Origin of the sequence: Streptomyces sp. NPDC008139, from assembly GCF_042957025.1 — a bacterium.
GTDB lineage: Bacteria > Actinomycetota > Actinomycetes > Streptomycetales > Streptomycetaceae > Actinacidiphila.
This window is the reverse complement of sequence record NZ_JBIBHM010000006.1, coordinates 261176-279725: the sequence shown is the minus strand read 5'-3', so window position 1 is coordinate 279725 and position 18550 is coordinate 261176. Positions and strand designations below refer to the sequence as shown.

15 protein-coding genes are annotated in these 18550 nt (G+C 72.0%); 7 read left to right on the top strand and 8 right to left on the bottom strand.

The features are described 5' to 3' along the window. The first annotated feature begins 137 nt into the window (after positions 1-137). Positions 138-1430, top strand: a complete 1293-nt coding sequence (locus ACFZBB_RS14815; RefSeq protein ID WP_391121684.1) for a M18 family aminopeptidase — start codon at positions 138-140, stop codon at positions 1428-1430. A gap of 182 nt (positions 1431-1612) precedes the next feature. Continuing rightward, positions 1613-1849, top strand: coding sequence for a hypothetical protein (locus ACFZBB_RS14810; protein ID WP_188282515.1), 237 nt, complete (start codon positions 1613-1615; stop codon positions 1847-1849). 48 nt (positions 1850-1897) lie between these two features. Here the strand turns inward: ACFZBB_RS14810 and ACFZBB_RS14805 are convergent, their stop codons facing one another. Together ACFZBB_RS14805 and ACFZBB_RS14800 are read right to left on the bottom strand one after the other, a co-directional pair. After that, complete coding sequence (locus tag ACFZBB_RS14805; RefSeq protein ID WP_391121681.1) at positions 1898-4972, bottom strand: FG-GAP-like repeat-containing protein; 3075 nt, start codon at positions 4970-4972, stop codon at positions 1898-1900. Positions 4973-5071: 99 nt separating this feature from the next. After that, positions 5072-6979, bottom strand: coding sequence for an NHL domain-containing thioredoxin family protein (locus tag ACFZBB_RS14800; RefSeq protein ID WP_355339572.1), 1908 nt, complete (start codon positions 6977-6979; stop codon positions 5072-5074). 39 nt (positions 6980-7018) lie between these two features. On the opposite strand from ACFZBB_RS14800, the gene ACFZBB_RS14795 reads away from it, so the two are divergent. Next, entirely contained in the window at positions 7019-7513 is a 495-nt protein-coding gene (locus ACFZBB_RS14795) for an LURP-one-related family protein (RefSeq protein WP_391121677.1), read from the top strand. Between the two features lie 258 nt (positions 7514-7771). Here the strand turns inward: ACFZBB_RS14795 and ACFZBB_RS14790 are convergent, their stop codons facing one another. Further along, positions 7772-8575: a nitrilase-related carbon-nitrogen hydrolase gene (locus ACFZBB_RS14790; protein ID WP_391121674.1), complete on the bottom strand. Its 804-nt coding sequence runs from the start codon at positions 8573-8575 to the stop codon at positions 7772-7774. A gap of 133 nt (positions 8576-8708) precedes the next feature. Between ACFZBB_RS14790 and ACFZBB_RS14785 the strand changes: the two genes are divergently transcribed. Then, complete coding sequence (locus tag ACFZBB_RS14785) at positions 8709-9533, top strand: maleylpyruvate isomerase family mycothiol-dependent enzyme (RefSeq protein WP_355339563.1); 825 nt, start codon at positions 8709-8711, stop codon at positions 9531-9533. A gap of 136 nt (positions 9534-9669) precedes the next feature. Here ACFZBB_RS14785 and ACFZBB_RS14780 read toward each other — a convergent pair whose 3' ends face one another. After that, positions 9670-11004: an MFS transporter gene (locus ACFZBB_RS14780; RefSeq protein ID WP_355339560.1), complete on the bottom strand. Its 1335-nt coding sequence runs from the start codon at positions 11002-11004 to the stop codon at positions 9670-9672. Beyond that, the gene (locus ACFZBB_RS14775; protein WP_355339557.1) at positions 11001-11681 is read right to left on the bottom strand and encodes a GntR family transcriptional regulator; all 681 of its coding nucleotides are present in this window, start codon (positions 11679-11681) and stop codon (positions 11001-11003) included. The genes ACFZBB_RS14780 and ACFZBB_RS14775 overlap by 4 nt, the downstream gene beginning before the upstream one ends. Positions 11682-11868: 187 nt before the next feature. Between ACFZBB_RS14775 and ACFZBB_RS14770 the strand changes: the two genes are divergently transcribed. After that, on the top strand, positions 11869-12507 hold the full coding sequence (locus ACFZBB_RS14770) for a methyltransferase domain-containing protein (protein ID WP_391121671.1): 639 nt from the start codon (positions 11869-11871) through the stop codon (positions 12505-12507). Between the two features lie 223 nt (positions 12508-12730). Here the strand turns inward: ACFZBB_RS14770 and ACFZBB_RS14765 are convergent, their stop codons facing one another. After that, a complete protein-coding gene (locus ACFZBB_RS14765; RefSeq protein ID WP_391121668.1) occupies positions 12731-13372 on the bottom strand; it encodes a TetR family transcriptional regulator in 642 nt (213 codons plus the stop codon). Between the two features lie 110 nt (positions 13373-13482). On the opposite strand from ACFZBB_RS14765, the gene ACFZBB_RS14760 reads away from it, so the two are divergent. After that, on the top strand, positions 13483-14421 hold the full coding sequence (locus ACFZBB_RS14760; protein WP_391121665.1) for a zinc-binding dehydrogenase: 939 nt from the start codon (positions 13483-13485) through the stop codon (positions 14419-14421). Between the two features lie 137 nt (positions 14422-14558). Here the strand turns inward: ACFZBB_RS14760 and ACFZBB_RS14755 are convergent, their stop codons facing one another. After that, complete coding sequence (locus tag ACFZBB_RS14755) at positions 14559-15650, bottom strand: hypothetical protein (RefSeq protein ID WP_391121662.1); 1092 nt, start codon at positions 15648-15650, stop codon at positions 14559-14561. Positions 15651-15817: 167 nt separating this feature from the next. Further along, a complete protein-coding gene (locus ACFZBB_RS14750; protein WP_391121659.1) occupies positions 15818-16558 on the bottom strand; it encodes an MHYT domain-containing protein in 741 nt (246 codons plus the stop codon). Positions 16559-17268: 710 nt separating this feature from the next. Here ACFZBB_RS14750 and ACFZBB_RS14745 point away from each other — a divergent pair. After that, positions 17269-18102 carry a type II CAAX prenyl endopeptidase Rce1 family protein gene (locus ACFZBB_RS14745; protein WP_391121656.1) on the top strand — a complete coding sequence of 278 codons (834 nt, stop codon included), beginning with the start codon at positions 17269-17271 and terminating at the stop codon, positions 18100-18102. The last annotated feature ends 448 nt before the right edge of the window (positions 18103-18550 follow it).

The window sequence follows — 18550 nt, the reverse complement described above, 5'->3', positions numbered from 1 at the left end:
GCCACGTCCTGCGCAAGGCGAAGCCACAGGGGCCGTGCCCCTAGAAGCCACGTCCTGCGCAAGGTGAACGCACAGGGGCCGCGCACCCCGGGCGCACCCTCAGGGGGAGGCGTCATGGCTGAAACTAAGCTGAGGGCATGAGCTCTCAGCGTCCGGCGTTTGGCCGTAAGCACACCGAAGATCTGGCCGCATTCGTGCAGGCGAGTCCGACGCCGTACCACGCGGTGGCGACCGTGGCGGAGCGGCTGGAGGGGGCCGGATTCCGGCGGGTGGCGGAGACGGAGAAGTGGGGGGCCGAGCCGGGCGGGCGGTATGTGCTGCGCGGGGGCGCGGTGGTGGCGTGGTTCGTGCCGGAAGGCGCACGGCCGGAGACACCGTTCAGGATCGTCGGCGCGCACACGGACTCGCCGAATCTGCGAGTGAAGCCGCGCCCGGACATGGGGTCGCAGGGCTGGCGCCAGGTGGCGGTGGAGATCTACGGCGGCCCGCTGCTGAACAGCTGGCTGGACCGGGACCTGGGCCTGGCGGGCCGGCTGACGCTGCGCGACGGCAGTACGCGGCTGGTCGCGACCGACCGCCCGCTGCTGCGGGTGCCGCAGCTCGCGATCCACCTGGACCGGGGCGTGAACGACGGGCTGACACTGGACAAGCAGCGCCACCTCCAGCCGGTGTGGGGCCTGGGCGACGCGCAGGACGGCGACCTGATCGGCTACCTCGCCGAGCGGGCGGACCTCGACCCGGAGGACGTCGTCGGCTGGGACCTGATGACGCACGACACGCAGCCGCCCGCCTTCCTCGGGCGCGACGAGGAGCTGTTCGCCTGCCCCCGGCTGGACAATCTGCTGTCGGTGCACGCGGGCGCCGCCGCGCTGGCCGCCGCGGCGGGCGGCCAGGACCTCACGTACATCCCGGTGCTCGCCGCCTTCGACCACGAGGAGAACGGCAGCCAGTCCGACACCGGCGCCCAGGGCCCGCTGCTGGGCAACGTCCTCAGCCGCTCGGTGCACGCGCGCGGCGGCGGCTTCGAGGAGCGGCAGCGCGCGCTGGCCGCGAGCGTCTGCGTCTCGTCGGACTCCGGCCACGCCGTGCACCCCAACTACGCCGAGCGGCACGACCCGACGCACCACCCGCGCGCCAACGGCGGCCCGATCCTGAAGACCAACGTCAACCAGCGGTACGCCACCGACGGCACCGGCCGCGGCGTCTTCGCGGCGGCCTGCGACACCGCGGGCGTCCCGTACCAGCACTTCGTGTCGAACAACTCGATGCCCTGCGGGACGACGATCGGCCCGATCACCTCCGCCCGGCACGGCATCACCACGGTCGACGTCGGGGTGCCGATCCTCTCGATGCACTCGGCCCGCGAGATGTCCGGCGCCGACGACCCGCATCTGCTGGCCGGCGCCCTGACGGCCTTCCTGGCGGCCTGATTCCGGGGACTGCTTCCGGGGCCTTCCAGTAACGGCTTCCCGGGGCCTTCCGATGCCTGCTTCCGGGCCGGGGCCGCGCCCCGGCCCGCCCGCGACCCGATGCGCCTGCTTGTGCCCCGAGGTCCGGGGTAGGCGCTGCTTCAGAACGCCGGAGCACAACTAGGCCAAAGGAAGCGGTAATTGTGGGCATCGGAGGCTGCATCATTCTGATCGCGGTCGGTGCGATCATCACGTTCGCCACCGACTGGCACGCCAAGGGCGTCAACATGGATCTGCTCGGCCTGATCATGATGGCCGTCGGCATCATCGGACTCGCCGCTTACGTCAGCATCTTCAAGCGCCGCCGGATTCCCCCGACGGCCGACGGCGACATCCCGCCCGTCGAGGAGCGCTACTACCCGGGTGACCGGCGGTACTGACACCAGGCCAGTACCACCGGCGTTCTGACGCGAGGTCAGCCCCGGATCTCAGAACAGCGACTTGTACATCTGCCAGCCCGCGCCGAGCCTGACGCGGGCGGCAAAGCCCGGCTCGCTGTCGCGGCCGTCGTAGCGCCACAGGTCGCCCGCCGCGTCACGGGCGACCAGTCCGGTGAGGTACGCCCCCCGGACCGGCCGGATTTCGCCGACGCCCACGATCGAGTTGTAGATGTTCCAGCCGGACCCGATCTTCACGCGCGGCCCGAAGTGCCCCTTGCCGTCGCCGTCATAGGCCCACAGCACCCCGGACTTGTCCCGGGCCAGAAGCTGACGGCCATAGCCGACGGATTCGGAGTGCTGCGAGCCGATCAGCAGGTTGTACGTGTTCCAGCCGCCGCCGATGAGGGTGCGCGGCCCGAACCTGCCGTTCCGGTCGGCGGCGTAGAGGTACAGGCTGCCGGACGGCGTACGCGCCACGAGGTCCGCGCGGCCGTCACCGGTCAGGTCGCCGACCGAGGCCAGCGCGTCGTACGCGTTCCAGCCGGGGCCGATGAGCGTGCGCGGCTGGGACGGGGTGAAGTTCGTGCCCGCCTTGCCGTCGTAGCGCCACAGTTGGCCCGAGGCGTCCCTGACCAGCAGGTCGTTGACCCGGTCGCCGCCGAGGTCGCCGTAGGGCACGTACAGCGAGGACGTCCGCCAACCGGACGTGGAGCGCGCCGCGTTGACGTTGCCCTTGCCGTTGCCCGCGCGCAGGTCCAGGCGGCCGGACGGGGTGAGGCCGAAGAAGTCGCCGATCCGGTCGCCGGTGAAGTCGTGCACGCCCGCGGCGCCCTTGACGCCGATCAGGCCGGTGAGGGAGAGCCCGCCGGGGCCGCCGTCGGCCGGGGGCGCGGTCAGCGTCCAGGTGTAGCGGCCGTTCTTGACCCACGCCCCGTCTGCGCCCTTGAGATTCCAACTCGCCGACACCTGCGCGCCCTGGGAGCCGCGGCGGGTGGCGACCGTCCTGCCGGCCTCGTCCGTGACCGTCAGGCTCCAGCCCGCGACGGGCCGGGTCAGCGTCCACCTGCCGTACCAGTCCTCGGGGTTGTCCAGGACGTCGACGACGGCCGGGCCGACGTCGCTGCTCAGCACCGACACCGCGCTGCGCGGTATCGAGGTCAACGGCTGCACGTGGACGCGGTGTTGCGCGTCGACGTACGCGACACCGCCGCCGTACTTGTCCACCGTCCACGTCACACCGCGGTCGTCGGCCAGGTCGCTCGCGGCCAGTTCCGCGAGGTTGCTGCCGACGGCCGAGCCCGTGTGCACGTCGGTGAGCATCAGACGGCCCGCCGTCGTGTCGTGCCGGACGACGTAACCGTCGCCCAGCAGCGCGGTCCCGGTCGGCACCGGCACGTTCTTGCCGGTCGTACGGTCGTGCACCCCGGCGCTGGTGCCGCACGACCAGTACAGCCAACGCCCGTCCGCCTGAAGCTCCTTGGGCACGCACGGCGCGCCCGTCTGGACCGTGGCGCCGTACGTCCGCCGCTCCAGGTCGTACGGGCGGACGGTGCCGGTGGCGCTGCCGGGCACCCACAGGGTGCGGCCCCACAGCGCGGAGGCCGTGACCGGGCCGTCGAACAGGGTGCCGTCGTAGCGGAGGTCGAAGACCTTCTGCCGCGCGGGGGTGCCGGTGTGCACCACGACGTACGGTCCCGCGGCGTCGGTGACCGTGCCGGGCGCGCCGAGGAAGACGGCGCGCGAATCGGTCGGGGACGGCGGCTGGGGCACGGTGATGATGTTGGCGGCGGAGAAGGCCACGGTGCCGGTGCCGGTGCCCTGGAGGTGCACGCAGGAGACGCCGGAGCCGCAGTCGGCGGGCTTCGGACCGTAGCTCCACAGCAGTTCGGGTTCCGACACGGCGGGCGCCGGGCCCGCGGCCACATCGCGCCGTACCAGGGCCGGGTAGGGCCGGGTGGTGTCGGAGTACGCCAGCCGCCCGGCGCTGTAGGACAGTCCGTAGACCGTGGCCGCGACCGGCGGCAGCGTCTTGAGGTCGGTGACGGTCGCGTCGGCGCCGTCGGCCGCGGTGATCCGGCGGACCGCCCAGTCGTCGGGTCCTGTGCCGCCCTCGACCAGCACCGAGCCGTCGGGCGCGGTCGCCATGTCCGTGGCCACCTTGGCCAGCAGGGTCCGCGCGGGGCCGCCGCCGACCGGGACGGCCCGCAGCGGAAGTCCCGCGGACTGGCTGTCCGTCGACCGCTCCAGCACCAGGACGCGGTCCCCGGTGACGGTGAGCTTCGGCGTACCGTCCCGGCCGTCGGTGGGCAGCGGCGTCTTCTCGACGGGGGCCGTCGGGTCGTCGAGCCGTACGGTGTACGCCGTCGTGGCCGCGCCGCCGTACGCCAGCACCCGGTCCCTGCCGAGGACGACGGTGGTCTGCTCGGCGGCGGGCACGTCGGCGAGGATCGCGCGCAGCGTGCCGGTGCGGTAGTCCAGCAGGTAATTGCGCGCGGTGCCGGGCGCGGCGCCCGAGGTCAGCCGCAGGACGGCGTGGTCGCGGTTCTGCGCGAGCAGGTCGGGCCAGTCGGGCACGGCGGTCCCCGGGGGCAGCCCGGTGACGGTCAGGTCGGCGGAACCGTCCTTGCCGTCGCCGATCACGTGCAGCGCGGCGAGCGTGCCGTCGGCGGCGGTCTCGCTGGTGAGGACGCGGTCGAGGCTGAAGCCGAACGGCACCCAGCGCTGGCCCACCGGCGCGGTGACCGTGCGGAAGGTGTTGGTGTCGTAGTCGGTGATCGTCACCGACTGGGACGGGAAGTTGCGGATGAGGTGCGCGGACAGGCCGGTGTTGGCCAGGGGCGTGGGATCCGGCAGTACCGGGCCCTCGCTGCCGTCCGCCGGATTCACCCAGTGGGCGCCGTTGGCCCCCCTGACCAGGTATCCGTCGTTCCCGGCGGTGATCAGCGGCTCGCTCTGCGGCAGCCACCGCGAACCGGCGGGTATGACGGTCTCCTGCGACGCGGTACCGGACGGCGTACCGTCCGCGTACGCCGTGCCGCCGGTGACGGCCGGGGCGAGCCCGGCGGCCATGACGACGACGGTGGCCGCCGCGACGGAGCCGCGTGTGAGAGCGCGACGAGGCACTCGGTCCCTCCCCAGGTGACGCTCCGCCCCCCGGCGGATCAAGAGTGATGGCCGGAGCTTACTCACCGCCCGGGCACGCCCGTACGGCGCCTGTACGCCTTACGCGTCCAGGCCCGCCAGGACCAGCGCCAGCCGCGAGTCGCCGTCGGCGCCGACGCGGACCGGCACGCCCCAGTCCTGCTGGTGCACGTGACAGGCGGGGTAGGGGTTGGCCGGATCGTCGTCGCAGGACGCGGCCATCGCGGAGACGTGCAGGACGCCCTCGGTGACGGACGGGTCGAGGACCAGGTCGCGGAAGAGGTCGGTGCCCTTGCCCGCGCCCTCCGCCAGGAGTTCCGGCGGGGTGGCGCTGACCAGCAGCCGCGTCGAGGGCCCGTACCGCTCGTCGAGCTTCTGCCCGTCGGGCGCGGTGAACACCACGTCGAGCCGGAAGGCACCGGCCGCCACGTCGGTCGCGTCCCGCTGCGTACGGTGGGCGACGGCCTCCACGCGGACGGCCTCCTCCGGCAGGTGCATCCGGGTCAGCCGGTGCCCGGCGGACTCCACCACGACGATGTCGCCGTCCACGACCACCGCGTCCGAGGGCTCGCGCAGGCCGGTCGCGAGCGTGGTGACCTCGCCGGTCACCGGGTCGTAGCGGCGCAGCGCGTTGTTGTACGTGTCGCTGACCGCGACCGAGCCGTCCGGCAGCGCGGTGACGCCCAGCGGGTGCTGGAGCAGCGCCTGCCCGGCGGGGCCGTCGCGGTGGCCGAAGTCGAACAGGCCGGTGCCGACGGCCGTACGGATGATGTAGCGGCGCGGCTCTCCGCCGTCACCGCCTGCCGCGTCCGCGTCCGGGTCCGGGTCGTCGTCGGCGCGCTCGACCCAGCGCAGCGCCGAGGTCTCGGAGTCGGCGATCCACAGCCTTCCCCAGCCGTCGGCCGGGGGCGCCCCCGCCTCGCCGCGCTCCGGCGCCGCCGCGAGGCCGGACGGCTGGGCGAACCACGCCTGCGCCGCGTGCCCGTCCACCAGCCCTTCGTTGGTCGTGCCCGCCGCGACCCGTACGGTCTCCGTCGCCGGGTCGTACGTCCAGAGCTGGTGCACGCCCGCCATCGCGATCCACACCCGGTCGTCGAACCAGGCCACGTCCCACGGCGAGGACAGGTCCACCTCGCGGGCCGGGCCGGACGTCGGGGACCCCTGCCACCACTGCTTTCCGGTGCCCGCGACCGTCGTCACGTGCCCGGTGCCCAGGTCGACGCGGCGCAGCGCGTGATTGACGGTGTCGGCGACGATCACGCTGCCGTCGGGCAGCAGCGTCAGCCCCTGCGGCTCGCTGAAGCGGGCCGTCTCCGCGTTGCCGTCGGCCAGCCCGCGTGTGCCGGTGCCGATCCGCCGCACCACGCTCTCGGCGTCCGCCGCCAGCTCCACCAGGGCGTGCCGGGTCGAGTCCGACACCAGGAAGTGCCCGGAGCCGGGCAGCGCGAGCGCCTTGCCGGGGAAGCGGAGGTCGGTCGCGACCGGCTCGGGCGGTACGTACGGGCCGTCGCCCCTGCGCAGGGTGCCCTTGGCCGCGTGCTCCTTCTCCAGCGCCGTCACGAGCTGCTCCAGCGCGTGCGCGTGCCCCTCGCCCGCGTGCTGCGCGACCACGTACCCCTCGGGGTCGATCACCACCAGCGTCGGCCAGGCCCGTACGGCGTACTGCTTCCACGTCGAGAGCTGCGGGTCGTCCAGCACCGGGTGGTGCACCTCGTACCGCTCCACCGCGTCCACGACCGCCTGGTGCTCGGCCTCGTGCACGAATTTCGGCGAGTGCACGCCGACGATCACCACCGTGTCCCTGTGCCGCTCCTCCAGGGCCCGCAGCTCGTCCAGGACATGCAGACAGTTCACACAGCAGAACGTCCAGAAATCCAGAATGACGATGCTGCCCCGCAGGTCAGCGAGGGTCGGATGCTTGTCGCCGGTGTTCAGCCAGCCGCCCTCGCCGGTCAGCTCGGGCGCCCGGACACGTGCACGTGCAGTCATATCCCCATCCAACAGCATCCGCCGGGGTAGGCATTCCCTATGAAATACGTGGTGCGAGAGAAGATGTTCGCCATCGGTGACGACTACTGGATCGAGGACGAGCACGGCCGCAGGGCCTTCTACGTCGACGGGAAGGTCCTCCGGATCCGCGACACCCTCGAACTCCAGGACCCGGACGGCAACGAGGTCGCCGTCATCCGCAAGAAGCTGGTGTCCCTGCGGGACGCCATGACCATCGAGCGCGACGGCGACGTCCTCGTCACCGTCCGCAAGAAGCGCCTCCACCTGCTCCGCGACGTCTTCCGCGCCGAGCTCGCCTCCGGCGAGGAACTCGAAGTGCGCGGCGACATCATCGACAAGGAGTTCGACATCGAGTACGAGGGGGAGCGCCTCGCGCGCATCTCCCGCAAGTGGTTCACCCTCCGTGACGCCTACGCCATCGACATCGAGCGCGAGGACGCCGATGCCGCGATGCTGATCTCGGTGGCGGTGTGCGTCGACCGCATGGTCGACAAGGAGCACGAGGACGAATAGCCCTGCGCAGGGCGGCGACCCGATCTTTCCGGGGCGCCGCCCCTGTGCCCGCAGCTTGCGCAGGTGGGTGCCCCGTAGGGGCGCGGGGAACTGCGCGAGCAACCCACCACCGGCCGGTGGTCCGGAGACAACCGAACTGCCCCGCCGGGGCGGGTGGTGACCTGCGGGAGCGCGATGGCTGGTCGCGCAGTTCCTCCCCCAACCTTCGGCCGGGGGTGCCCGCAGCGCCCCTGAGAGATCGGCGGGCCCTTCTCGCGGCTAGCGGGGCTTCGGGGCCGGGAGGCCCAGGACGCGGTCGCGGAGTACGGGGAAGTCGGCGCGGGTGACGTCCACGCGGAAGACGTCGATCTCGGCGGAGAGGGCCTGCTCCGCGGGCCCGGCCTCGGCGACGATCTCACCCCAGGGATCGACGATCATGCTGTGCCCGGCCTGCTCCACCCCGGCGTGGGTGCCGGCCGTCCCGCAGGCGAGGACGTACGCCTGGGACTCGACGGCGCGGGCGCGCACCAGCAGCCGCCAGTGGGCGAGCCGCCGCGCGGGCCAGCCCGCCGGAACGACCAGCGTCTGCGCCCCGGCGTCGAGCAGCAGCCGGAACTGCTCGGGAAAGCGCAGGTCATAGCAGGTGGCGAGACCGAGGACGGTGCCGGGGACGCGGGCGGTGACGATGTCGTGCCCGGAGGACATGAGGACGGCCTCGCCCTGGTCGAAGCCGAAGCGGTGGATCTTGCGGTAGACGGCCGCGAGATCGCCGTCGGGGGAGAAGAGCAGCGAGGTGTTGAACAATTCGCCGCCGACGACGTCGCGTTCGACGATCGACCCGGCGTGCAGCCACACCCCGGCGTCGCGCGCCGCAGCGCTCATCACCTCGGCGGTCGGGCCGCCGTCCGCCGTCTCGGCCTCGGCCGCGAAGTCCTCGGCGGCGAAGGCGCCGACCGGCCACAGTTCGGGCAGCACGACAAGATCCGCGTCCGCGTGGGCACGTACCATCGCCGCCACACGGTCGCGCCGCGAGGCGACCGATTCCCTCTGGTCCACGTCGATCTGAAGAAGCGTTGCGCGCACTCGGACACCGCCCATACGTTGGGTCGTCAAGCCGGGCCTACCATCGTCACTCGAAAGCACTGCGTGGGCGCCCGCGCGCAGCGTAACTTAGGCGCCAACCGCCACGACCGCGCACCGACCGTCGAGGGGTCCCGTGACCGTCCACAGCAAGCTCCAGCCGTATATCGACGCCTGGACCCACTCCATAGAATCCGTCAACGAACTGGTGACGCCGCTGCCCGACGGCGCGTGGAACCGCCACACCGAGTGCCCGTACTGGTCGGTCCGCGATGTCGTGTCCCACATCATCGGCTTCGAGTGCGAGCTGCTGGGCGACCCGCGCCCCATCCACACACTTCCCAGCGACCTCCGCCACATCACCAGCGAGACGGCCCGCTACACGGAGGTCCCGGTCGACATCCGCCGCCACCACACGGCGCCGGAGATGACGTCCGAGCTGGAGTACACGATCATCCGCCGCTCGCGGCAGCTCAGGAACGAGTCGCGGCAGCCGGACGCCGAGGTCCGCGCGATCGGCGGCGGCGAGGTCACCCTGGAGGAACAGCTCTGGGGCCGCGTCTTCGACGTGTGGGTGCACGAGCAGGATCTGCGCCGGGCCCTCGACGCCCCGGGCAACCTCGCCTCCCCCGCGGCCGTACTGGCCCGTGACTACCTCCTGCGCTCGCTGCCGAAGCTGGTCGCCGAGGACGCGGGCGCCAAGCCGGGCTCCGCTGTCGTCTTCGACGTGCACGGACCGCTGGAGTTCATGCGGACCGTACGGGTGAACGCCGAGGGCCACGGCAGCATCGACTCGGCCGTCTCGCTGGGCCCGGCCGTCACCTTCGTCGTGGACTGGGAGACGTTCCTGCGGCTGCTCACCGGCCGGGCGCGTCCGGCCGCGCTCGCCGACCAGCTCAAGATCGAGGGCGACCGGCAACTGGCGGACGCGATCCTGTCGCACATCGCGGTCACGAAGTAGCGCCCGGCGCCTCGGGCGCCGTTCTCGGATCGCACCGTTCCCGGATCATGGTGTACCCGGATCACGCCTTTCCCGAATCACGGCGCGCCCGCCATGAACCCCGCCGCCGTACAGCGTCGTACGGCCGCGCCGGGCGTCAGTCGGAGGTGACCGCCGCCGGCAGGCGGTGCACGCTCTCGACGCGGCTGACCGCGATCCGCTCCCGCTCCAGCCGTTCCGCACGGCGGCGGAGCCGGAGGATCTGGGCGGTGCCGACCGCCTGGAGCACGAAGACGCTGCTCCAGGCGATCCGGTAGTCGTCGCCGGTCGCGTCGAGGAGCAGGCCGACGGCGAGCAGGGTGAGGACGGAGGCGGTGAAGCCGCCGATGTTGACGATCCCGGAGGCGGTGCCGAAGCGCTCGGGCGGGTTGGCTGGGCGGGCGAAGTCGAAGCCGATCATCGAGGCGGGCCCGCAGGCGCCGAGGACGACGCACAGGGCGACCAGCAGCCACATCGGGTCCTGGCCGTGGCCGCCGCCCCAGGCGAGCGTCGTGGCCCAGGCGGCGGCGGTGGCCGCGATCACGCCGAGGGTGAGCGGCATGCGGGCGCCGTGGTGGCGGGAGATGAGCTGCCCGAAGACCATGCCGAAGAACATGTTGGCGACGACGACGAGCGTGAGCAGCCCGCCCGCCGCGCCGCGCGAGAGCCCCTGGTCCTCGACGAGGTACGGCAGCCCCCACAGCAGCAGGAACACCATGCCGGAGAACTGGGTGGTGAAGTGCGTCCACATGCCCAGGCGCGTACCGGGTTCGGCCCAGGAGGCGGCGATCTGGCGGCGTACGTACGTCAGGCCCGCGTGCTCGGCGGGCGCGGGTTCGTATCCCTCGGGGTGGTCCTTGAGGAAGAGGGCGACCAGGACGAGGACGAGCGCGCCGACCAGGGCGGTGCCGAGGAAGGTCGGGGTCCAGCCCGCCGAGTGCAGGACGCGGGAGAGGACGACGGTCGAGACGAGGTTGCCCGCGACGCCGAACAGGGCGGCGCCCTGGGCGATCATCGGACCGCGTCTGGCGGGGAACCAGCGCGAGCCGAGCCGCAGCACGCTCACGAAGGTCATGGCGTCGCCGCAGCCCAGCACGGCGCGTGCGCCGAGGGCCATGCCGTACGAGTGGGACAGCGCGAACGCCCCCTGGCCGAGGGTGAACAGCACGGCGCCGAGCAGCAGGACCTTCTTCGTGCCGAGCCGGTCCACCATCAGCCCGACCGGTATCTGCATGCCCGCGTAGACCAGCACCTGGAGGATCGAGAAGCTGGAGAGCGCGGAGGCGCCGATGTGGAAGCGGTCGGCGGCGTCGATGCCCGCGACGCCGAGGCTGGTGCGGTGGACGACGGCGACGAGGTAGACGGAGGTGCCGACGCCCCAGACGAGGGCGGCACGGCGTCCGCCGGGCGGGTCGCCCGGCAGGACCTTCTCCGCGGCCGGGCTCCGGCTCACGACTCGCCCCTGGCGAGCACCTTCACCCACGAGACGTGCCGGTCCACGACGTCGGCGGCCGTGTCGGCCGCGCCGTCCCTGAGCGCGTCCAGGATCTCGGTGTGCTCCGCGATGTTCTTCGCCACCCGGCTCGGCTCGGCGTGCATGGTGGCCACCCCCATCCGCAACTGACGGTCCCTGAGCTGGTCGTAGAGGTGCGCGAGGATACGGTTGCCCGCCGCGCGGACGATCTCCGCGTGGAAGCAGCGGTCCGCGACGGCGAAGGCCGCCAGGTCGCCGGTCTCCGCGTGCCCGCGCTGCTCGGCCAGCGACTCCTCCAGCCGCGCGATGAGCCGCGGCGGCACCGCCCCGACCACCTTGGCCACGGCGTGCTGTTCCACCAGCAGCCGGGTCTCCACCACGTCGGCGATCTCCTGTGCCGACACCGGCAGCACCAGCGCGCCCTTCTTCGGGTAGAGCTTGATCAGCCCCTCCGCCTCCAGCCGCAGCAGCGCCTCGCGCACCGGCGTGCGCGAGACCCCCACCGCGTCGGCGAGATCCCCCTCGGTGAGCAGCGTGCCGCCCTCGTAACTCCGGTCCAGGACACCGGACTTGACGTGCAGATAGACCCGCTCGGCGGCGGGCGGCGCCTTGACGGCGGGGCCGGGCGCGGCGACGGTGAGAGTGCTGGCATCCATGATGCACGCATCATAGATACAACAGCTGAGGGGACGGTACGGGCGTCCGGGATATGGACATGCCAGGAGCCCGGTCCACAGGGGCGCTTCGGCGGGCGCGGGGCGCGGGCTGCGGCTGCGGGCTGCGGGCTGCGGGCTGCGGGCTGCGGGCTGCGGGCTGCGGGCTGCGGGACTACCGTGTCGGGGCATGACTGCGGACGGCTGGCTGGCGGACACCCGAACCTCTTACGACACGGTCGCGGTGAGCTACGCGGACTTCGTACGGGAGGCGCTGGACGGCGCGCCGGCCCTGCGTACGGCGCTCGCTCTGTTCGCCGCCACGGTCAGCGGCGCCGGGGGCGGGCCAGTGGCGGACATGGGCTGCGGCCCCGGCCATGTCACCGCCCACCTGCGCGGGCTGGGCGTCGACGCCTTCGGCATCGACCTCTCCCCCGGCATGATCGACGTGGCCCGCTCTGACCATCCCGGACTCCGGTTCGAGGTCGGCTCGATGACCGCCCTCGACCTCGCCGACGCGTCACTCGCCGGTCTGGTCGCCTTCTGGTCGCTGATCCACATCCCCGACGACGAGGTCCCGGCCGTCCTCTCCGGCTTCCACCGCGTCCTGCGCCCCGGCGCCCCGCTGCTGATCGGCTTCCACACCGGCTCCGTCTCCCGCCTCAAGACGGAGGGCTACGGCGGCCGCCCCATGAAGGTCCACGTCCACAAACGCCCGCCCGCCCGGATGACCGCCTGGCTCCGCGAGGCCGGTTTCACGATCGAGACCGAAACCCTCATCGCCCCCGACTCCCCCACCCCCGGCGCCCTCCTCCTCGCCCACCCCTGACCCCCGCGGCGGCCACTCGGCTCCGCGTCTCCGCGCACCCGGCGGTAAAAGAGCAGATCACAGCGCCGATCTACCAGTCCGGGAGAAAATAGTAGATCAGTGGTAGTTCAGCGGTCCTGATTTCCCTCGCGCTTCGGCTGGCTCGCGCCCACCGTCGCAACACGGCCGCCGCCGCGGGACAAGGGGACCGAAGGAGGTCGCCAAGCGGCGGCGGAGCCTCCGTTCAGCCTCGCGTCACGCCGTCCAGGACGGCCTGGAAGGCGTCGGTGACCGGGCGCAGGTCCCGGTCGAGCTCGTCGATGTCGACCGCTTCGGCCCCGGCGTCGTCCCCGCGCGCCTCCGCCGCCCCGGCCCACCGCCTGAGCACCGCGACGTAGGCCGCCTGTACGGCGCCGCCGATCGCGGCCGGGACGGGGTCGCCCGCGTCGAGGCCGGTGCGCCCGGCCGCGTACCCGCTCACCGTCTCGCCCCAGACGCGCCAGTGCGCGGCGGCCTCCGCGACGAGCGCGGGGTCCCGGTCGAGCACGCGGAAGCGGTCGAGCCACGAGTCCGGCGCCGCCGCCTGCGAAAGCCGCGTGGACCGGACGACCGCCGACCGTACGGCCGTCATGACGGGTACGTCGTCGGCGTCACGAAGGGCGGCCCGCAGCCGCTCGACCGCGCGGTCGAACTCGCCCCACACGATCCCCGACTTCGACCCGAAGTAGCGGAAGAGCGTCGAGCGCCCGACACCGCCCGCGGCCATGATCGCCTGGAGCGTCGTCGCCTCGTAGCCGTCGCGAAGCAGCAGGTCGAAGGCGACTTCCTCCAGGGCTTCGCGGGTCGAGGCGGGCGGTCGCCCGCGGCTCCTTCGGGAGGTGGTCATCGCCCGAGCGTAGTGGAGGAGTATTTTTGGGATCAGGTACCAATATTCTTCCGGGTGACCGCCGACATCAGCGCGGCCCCGCCGGGAGCCCACCGTCCAAGGAGCGGAAAATGCGCGCATGGCAGTTCACCGACATCGGCAAGCCCCTCACCCTCAGTGAGGTCCCGGCCCCGGCACCGGACGCGGACGAGCTCGTCGTGCACGTCCGCGCGGCCGGGCTGTGCCACAGCGACGTCGGGTTTCTCGACGGCACGCTGACGCCGCTGCTCCCGTTCCGTCCGATCACACTGGGTCACGAGATCGCGGGGGTCGTCTCCGCCGTGGGCTCGGGCGTGACGCGGTTCACCGTGGGCCAGAAGGTCGTCATCCCGGCCGCCATCGAGGGGCCCGGCACGTCGAAGAACGGCGGATTCGCGGACGAGGTCGTCGTCCTCGAACGGCTCGTCGTCGCGCTGCCCGACGGGGTGCCGTTCGACCAGGCGGCAGCCGCCACCGACGCCGGGCTCACCTCGTACCACGCGGTCTCCGTGCAGGGGAGGGTCACCGCCGGCTCCCGCGTCGGGATCATCGGCCTCGGCGGGCTCGGCTCGCTCGGCGCCCAGACCGCGCTGGCGCTCGGCGCGACGGTGTTCGTCGCCGAGAAGAACGAGCGCGTGCACGACTTCGCCCGCTCGCTCGGCGCGGAGAAGGTCGCGGGCGACATCACCGACTTCGCGGGCGAGAACCTCGACGTGGTCGTCGACTTCGCCGGGTTCGGGACGACCACCGACGGCGCGATCCACTCCGTACGCCGGGGCGGCCGTATCGTCCAGGTCGGCCTCGGCCGCGCGCGCGGCGAGATCGACCTTCAGGCGCTCACCCTCAACGAGGTCGAACTCGTCGGCTCCCAGGCCGGGTCGAAGGAGGACTGCGCGGCGGTGCTCGACCTCGTCGCCGAGGGGAAGCTGTCGTCGCGGGTCACCGAGATCGGATTCGAGGAGATCGGCGAGGGTGTCGGGCGGCTGGAGCGCGGCGAGGTGATCGGACGGCTGGTCGCCGTCTTCGGGTGATGTCGTCCCGGACGGACAGAGGGCGGGACGGAGGGGCAGACGGACGCGTGACGCCGGGCGGCGGGCGGACGGACGCGAGGCGGCGGACGGCTCAACGGCCGCCGCCCGCCGTACTGCCGGCGCGGACGCACCGTCCGTCAGACGGTGCTCATCGGGGTCGCGTCCACGCTCGTCGTCTGCTGTTCGAGGCCGTAGACGGCGGGGGTGCCGCTCGGGGCGATCACGCCCACTTCCATCTGCATCTCGTGGTTCACGACCTGGTACATGTGGTCGCTCGCGCCCTTCTTGACGAACGGCTTGAGCCGCTTGCCGAGGGTGATGTACGAGGTCAGGTCCTTGGCCAGTGACGTCTCGTCGACGGCGCTGTCGTTGAGCACGAGGGCCCCGCCGTCCTTCGTGCGCAGCGCGTACGTGGTGCCGACGCGCGGGGCGGCCTTCTTGTAGTCGTTGTACGCGTGGCCGTCGAGGCCGTTGAGACGGTTGTTGTACGCGGAGATCGCGTTCTCGCGCGCCTTGGTCCGCGCCAGCGGGGTGTCGGCGCCGCCGGTCACGTAGAGGTCCGCCACCAGGTCGGCCAAGTCGGCGGGCGCGGTGCCGCCGATCTTCGCCGTCGGCTCGGCGACCCGCGCCAGCCCGTCCGCGTCCAGCGCGATCTCCGGGATCTTCTTCTGCTCGTCGCCCGAGAAGTCCTGGGAGTTGACCGCGCGCCAGCCGTCGGCCGTGTGCTTGAAGACGATGAAGCGGGTGCCGGTCGTCCACGGCGCGCCCGGCTTGCCGTCCTTCAGCTCCGCGCCCTGCGCCCTCACCATGAACCAGTCCGTGTTGGCCGCGGCCGGAGGGATGTAGAACGCGCGGTTGACGTACACGAAGGCCGCCAGATTGGCCTTGACGTTCTTCTGGTCGAGGCCGGACGCCTGCGTGAAGTAGCCCTTGTCGAAGGCGAGCATGGCCCCCGCCTCGACCTTGGCGATCAGCGCCGGGCTGAGCTTCGCGTTCGCCTCGTTGTTGAGTGCCTGATACGTGTCCACGATCTTGTTCGCCTCGGCCACGGTCAGCAGCGGCGCCGCGTTCTTCCCGCCCTTGCCCTTGCCCTTGCCCGCGTCCCCGCTCTTCTCCGTGGACGTGTCCGACGTCTCGTCCGACGACGAGCCGCCGCACCCGGCGGTCAGGACGAGACACGTCGCCGCGAGGCCCGCCGCCAGCGCGACGCGGTGCTTTCGGTTAACCATGAGTCCCTGCTTCCCCGTGAACAACACTTCCCCGTAACGGCCTCGGGTCGCCGGAACCCGGTCCACGCTACCGAGCGGGCCGCGTCGGCCCGCTGGTGGGGCTGCCGGGACGACCGGGGAGGGCGGTTCGTACGCGTCCGGACGTCTGGGCGTCCGGGCGTCCGGGCTCAGGACGGCCAGTCGCCGTGGGTCGTCGCGGGCTGGGGCGGGGCCTGGCGGACGGGGGCCGGATTGTCGGCGGCCAGCTCCTCGGTCGGGTTCATCAGGACCGCGAAGGCGACCACGAAGACGATCAGGCTCAGGCCCGCGATGAGGGGCAGGACGAAGGCGGAGGCCGAGACGCCCGTGGTCGGGTCGGTGTGGTCGGTGATCGTGGAACTGACCGCCGCCATGCCCGTGTAGTGCATGCCGCTGATCGCGAAGGCCATGACGAGTGCCGCCCCGGTGATGAAGAGCGGGCCGCGCGCGCGGAGCGTCGCCCAGAGCGCCGCCGTGGCGGCCACGACGGCGATGACGATCGACAGGGCGACGGTGGAGCCGTCGTAGCTCATCGTGCCGGGCATGATGATCGCCGCCATGCCGAGGTAGTGCATACCCGCCACGCCGACCCCGGCGAGCAGGCCGCCCGCCAGCAGCGACGGCCAGGACGAGTCCCGGCCGGCCACGTAGATCCCGACGCCGACGACACCCACCGCGAGCACCCAACTCAGCACGGTCAGCGTCACGTTGTAGCGCAGCGTCACGCCCTGGACGTCGTAGCCGAGCATCGCGACGAAGTGCATGCCCCAGATTCCGGTGCCCAGCGCGACGGCTCCCGATCCGAGCCAGGTCTTTCCCCGTGCGAATCCCACGAGGTGCAGCCGGGACGAGCAGGCCAGGCCGAGCACGGAGCCGACAAAGGCGATCACGTAAGCGAATATGGGATAAAGGGAGTTGGACCAGAGCGGTTCGTGGTGTTGCATTTGAGCGGCCCTCTCAGGATTTTCCTGCCTGCTGAGTGAAGTGACGACAGCGCAGGCCGAGAGGCACGCGCGCACAGGTGTACGACCTTGTATCACCTATACGGCCATTCGGCGATATTGATCTTCAAAATTGGTACACACCGGGGACGCGTGGGGCTCGATATCACTCATGCGCAATTCGAGGCACTCCGAGGCCGCCTCACCGAGGCAAGTTTTCGCCCCTTCCGGCCAAGATCAACTTTCTCTCGCCGCGACCCGCCGCCGTTCCATCGTTTCCCGCCCTGACCAGCCCGTCCCCGCTCTGCCGACCGGCCGCCCCACTCAACTCACCCTCCCTGCCGACCACTTCACCCCGCCCGAGCCTGTCCGGTTCCCACCGGTCCGGGCCCCATCGCCCGTCCCGAATAGCCGATTTCCCCCCATGCGCGGTCACATCCCTGATTCGCCTCCCGCCCCCGAGACGTATTCCGGCATATTCGTTTCGCCATTTTCCTGACGTCATATGCCCGCTCGCCAGCACCGGCGAAGTGTCAACGGTTCGGGGAAGGTCCACGACGGCTGTTCGATTCCGTATGAGAGTCCGCTGGGGAACTACGACGACGTGTGACGGTGCCCGTCGGGTGGCGGTCCTCGCCGTCCGACGAAGGGGCCGCACGATGCGCGACACGGTGGAAGCGATACCGGAGGCCGGGCCCGGACGCAGGCTGTCGTGGCCCTGGTTCCTCGTCGTGGTGGTCGTGTACGTGGGCATCATCCAGGGCCTGGGCCCGCTGATCGGCGTGGACACCAGTGACTCCGACAGCCAGTTCCCCACGACCGCGTCCCTGGTGCGCAACGCGCTGATCCCGATCGAGGCGTCGATCGCGTTCGGCGCCGCGGTCGTCTCCTGGCTGGGCTGGTGGGGCGAGGTCCTGCGCTACCGCGCGCCGGTGCGGCGCCGGGTGCGCCGGGTACCGGTCTCGATGATCGCCGCCGTGCGCCGGGTACCGGTCTCGATGATCGCCGCCGCGGTGATCGGGCTGAACCACCCGCACCTGGCGGACCAGAGCCTGTCTCTCGTGGCCTGCCTGCTGCTGCTCGGGCTGTTCGTCGGTGTCGGCGAGGAACTCATGTTCCGGGGCATCGGCGTCCATGTCTTCCGCCGGGCGGGATTCACCGAGGGCAAGGCCGCTCTCTGCGCCTCCGTCGTCTTCGGCCTCGTCCACGCGAGCAACGCCATCAGCCAGGGACCACAAGCGCTCGGGCAGGCCGCCGTCGTCTCCACCTCGGGCTACTTCTTCTACCTGTGCCTGCGCGTCGGCGGCGTCCTCGTGCTGCCGGTGCTCGTCCACGGCCTGTGGGACACCAGCCTGATCTCCCACCTCGTGGGCGACAATCCCCAGGTGTTGCTGGGCACCCTCTTGATCATCCTGCTCCAGGTCGCCCTGATCGTCGTGCTGCTCGTCCGGCGCCGCGCGATCCGCCCCGTGTCCCCGGCCGTCCCGGACTGACCGGCGGTACGGTGCCCTCCCGTCGGGGCGGCGAGGTGGCGACCTGCCTGGCTACGGCGTGAGCGTACGACCTCGGGGGCGGTCGCCCGGCATGGCCTGCTCCATGGCGCGCGCCAGTTGCCGCAGACGGGCCGGGCGTCCGCTGGGGGGCGAACGGCCCGGTGGGGCCGTGGCGGGTTCGTCTCGCGCCCTGCGGGCGCACTGCCGCTGGCTGCCGGTGGGGAGGGGGGCCGGTCGGGGCTGTCGGGCGGCCCCAGGCCGGGGGTGGGTCGCGGTGACGGGCGGCCTTGTCGGGACCGGTGCCGTACGGGTGCCGGTTTGTACGCCGCCAGCTGACACCGTGGGGCGCGCACGCCGAGGTGGTTCCGTGGTGCGGGCGCCGTAACCGGCGGCTACCGGTCAGTTGACGAAGTCGCCTGCGGCGAGCGCCCGTTGGAAGTGCGTCCAC

Bases quoted from the DNA above. Each gene is read 5' to 3' on its own strand.
- ACFZBB_RS14775 (WP_355339557.1), bottom strand. From the start codon at position 11,681: ATGGATGCCAGCACTCTCACCGTCGCCGCGCCCGGCCCCGCCGTCAAG.
- ACFZBB_RS14760 (WP_391121665.1), top strand. From the start codon at position 13,483: ATGCGCGCATGGCAGTTCACCGACATCGGCAAGCCCCTCACCCTCAGT.
- ACFZBB_RS14745 (WP_391121656.1), top strand. From the start codon at position 17,269: ATGCGCGACACGGTGGAAGCGATACCGGAGGCCGGGCCCGGACGCAGG.
- ACFZBB_RS14795 (WP_391121677.1), top strand. From the start codon at position 7,019: ATGAAATACGTGGTGCGAGAGAAGATGTTCGCCATCGGTGACGACTAC.
- ACFZBB_RS14770 (WP_391121671.1), top strand. From the start codon at position 11,869: ATGACTGCGGACGGCTGGCTGGCGGACACCCGAACCTCTTACGACACG.
- ACFZBB_RS14755 (WP_391121662.1), bottom strand. From the start codon at position 15,650: ATGGTTAACCGAAAGCACCGCGTCGCGCTGGCGGCGGGCCTCGCGGCG.
- ACFZBB_RS14765 (WP_391121668.1), bottom strand. From the start codon at position 13,372: ATGACCACCTCCCGAAGGAGCCGCGGGCGACCGCCCGCCTCGACCCGC.
- ACFZBB_RS14815 (WP_391121684.1), top strand. From the start codon at position 138: ATGAGCTCTCAGCGTCCGGCGTTTGGCCGTAAGCACACCGAAGATCTG.
- ACFZBB_RS14800 (WP_355339572.1), bottom strand. From the start codon at position 6,979: ATGACTGCACGTGCACGTGTCCGGGCGCCCGAGCTGACCGGCGAGGGC.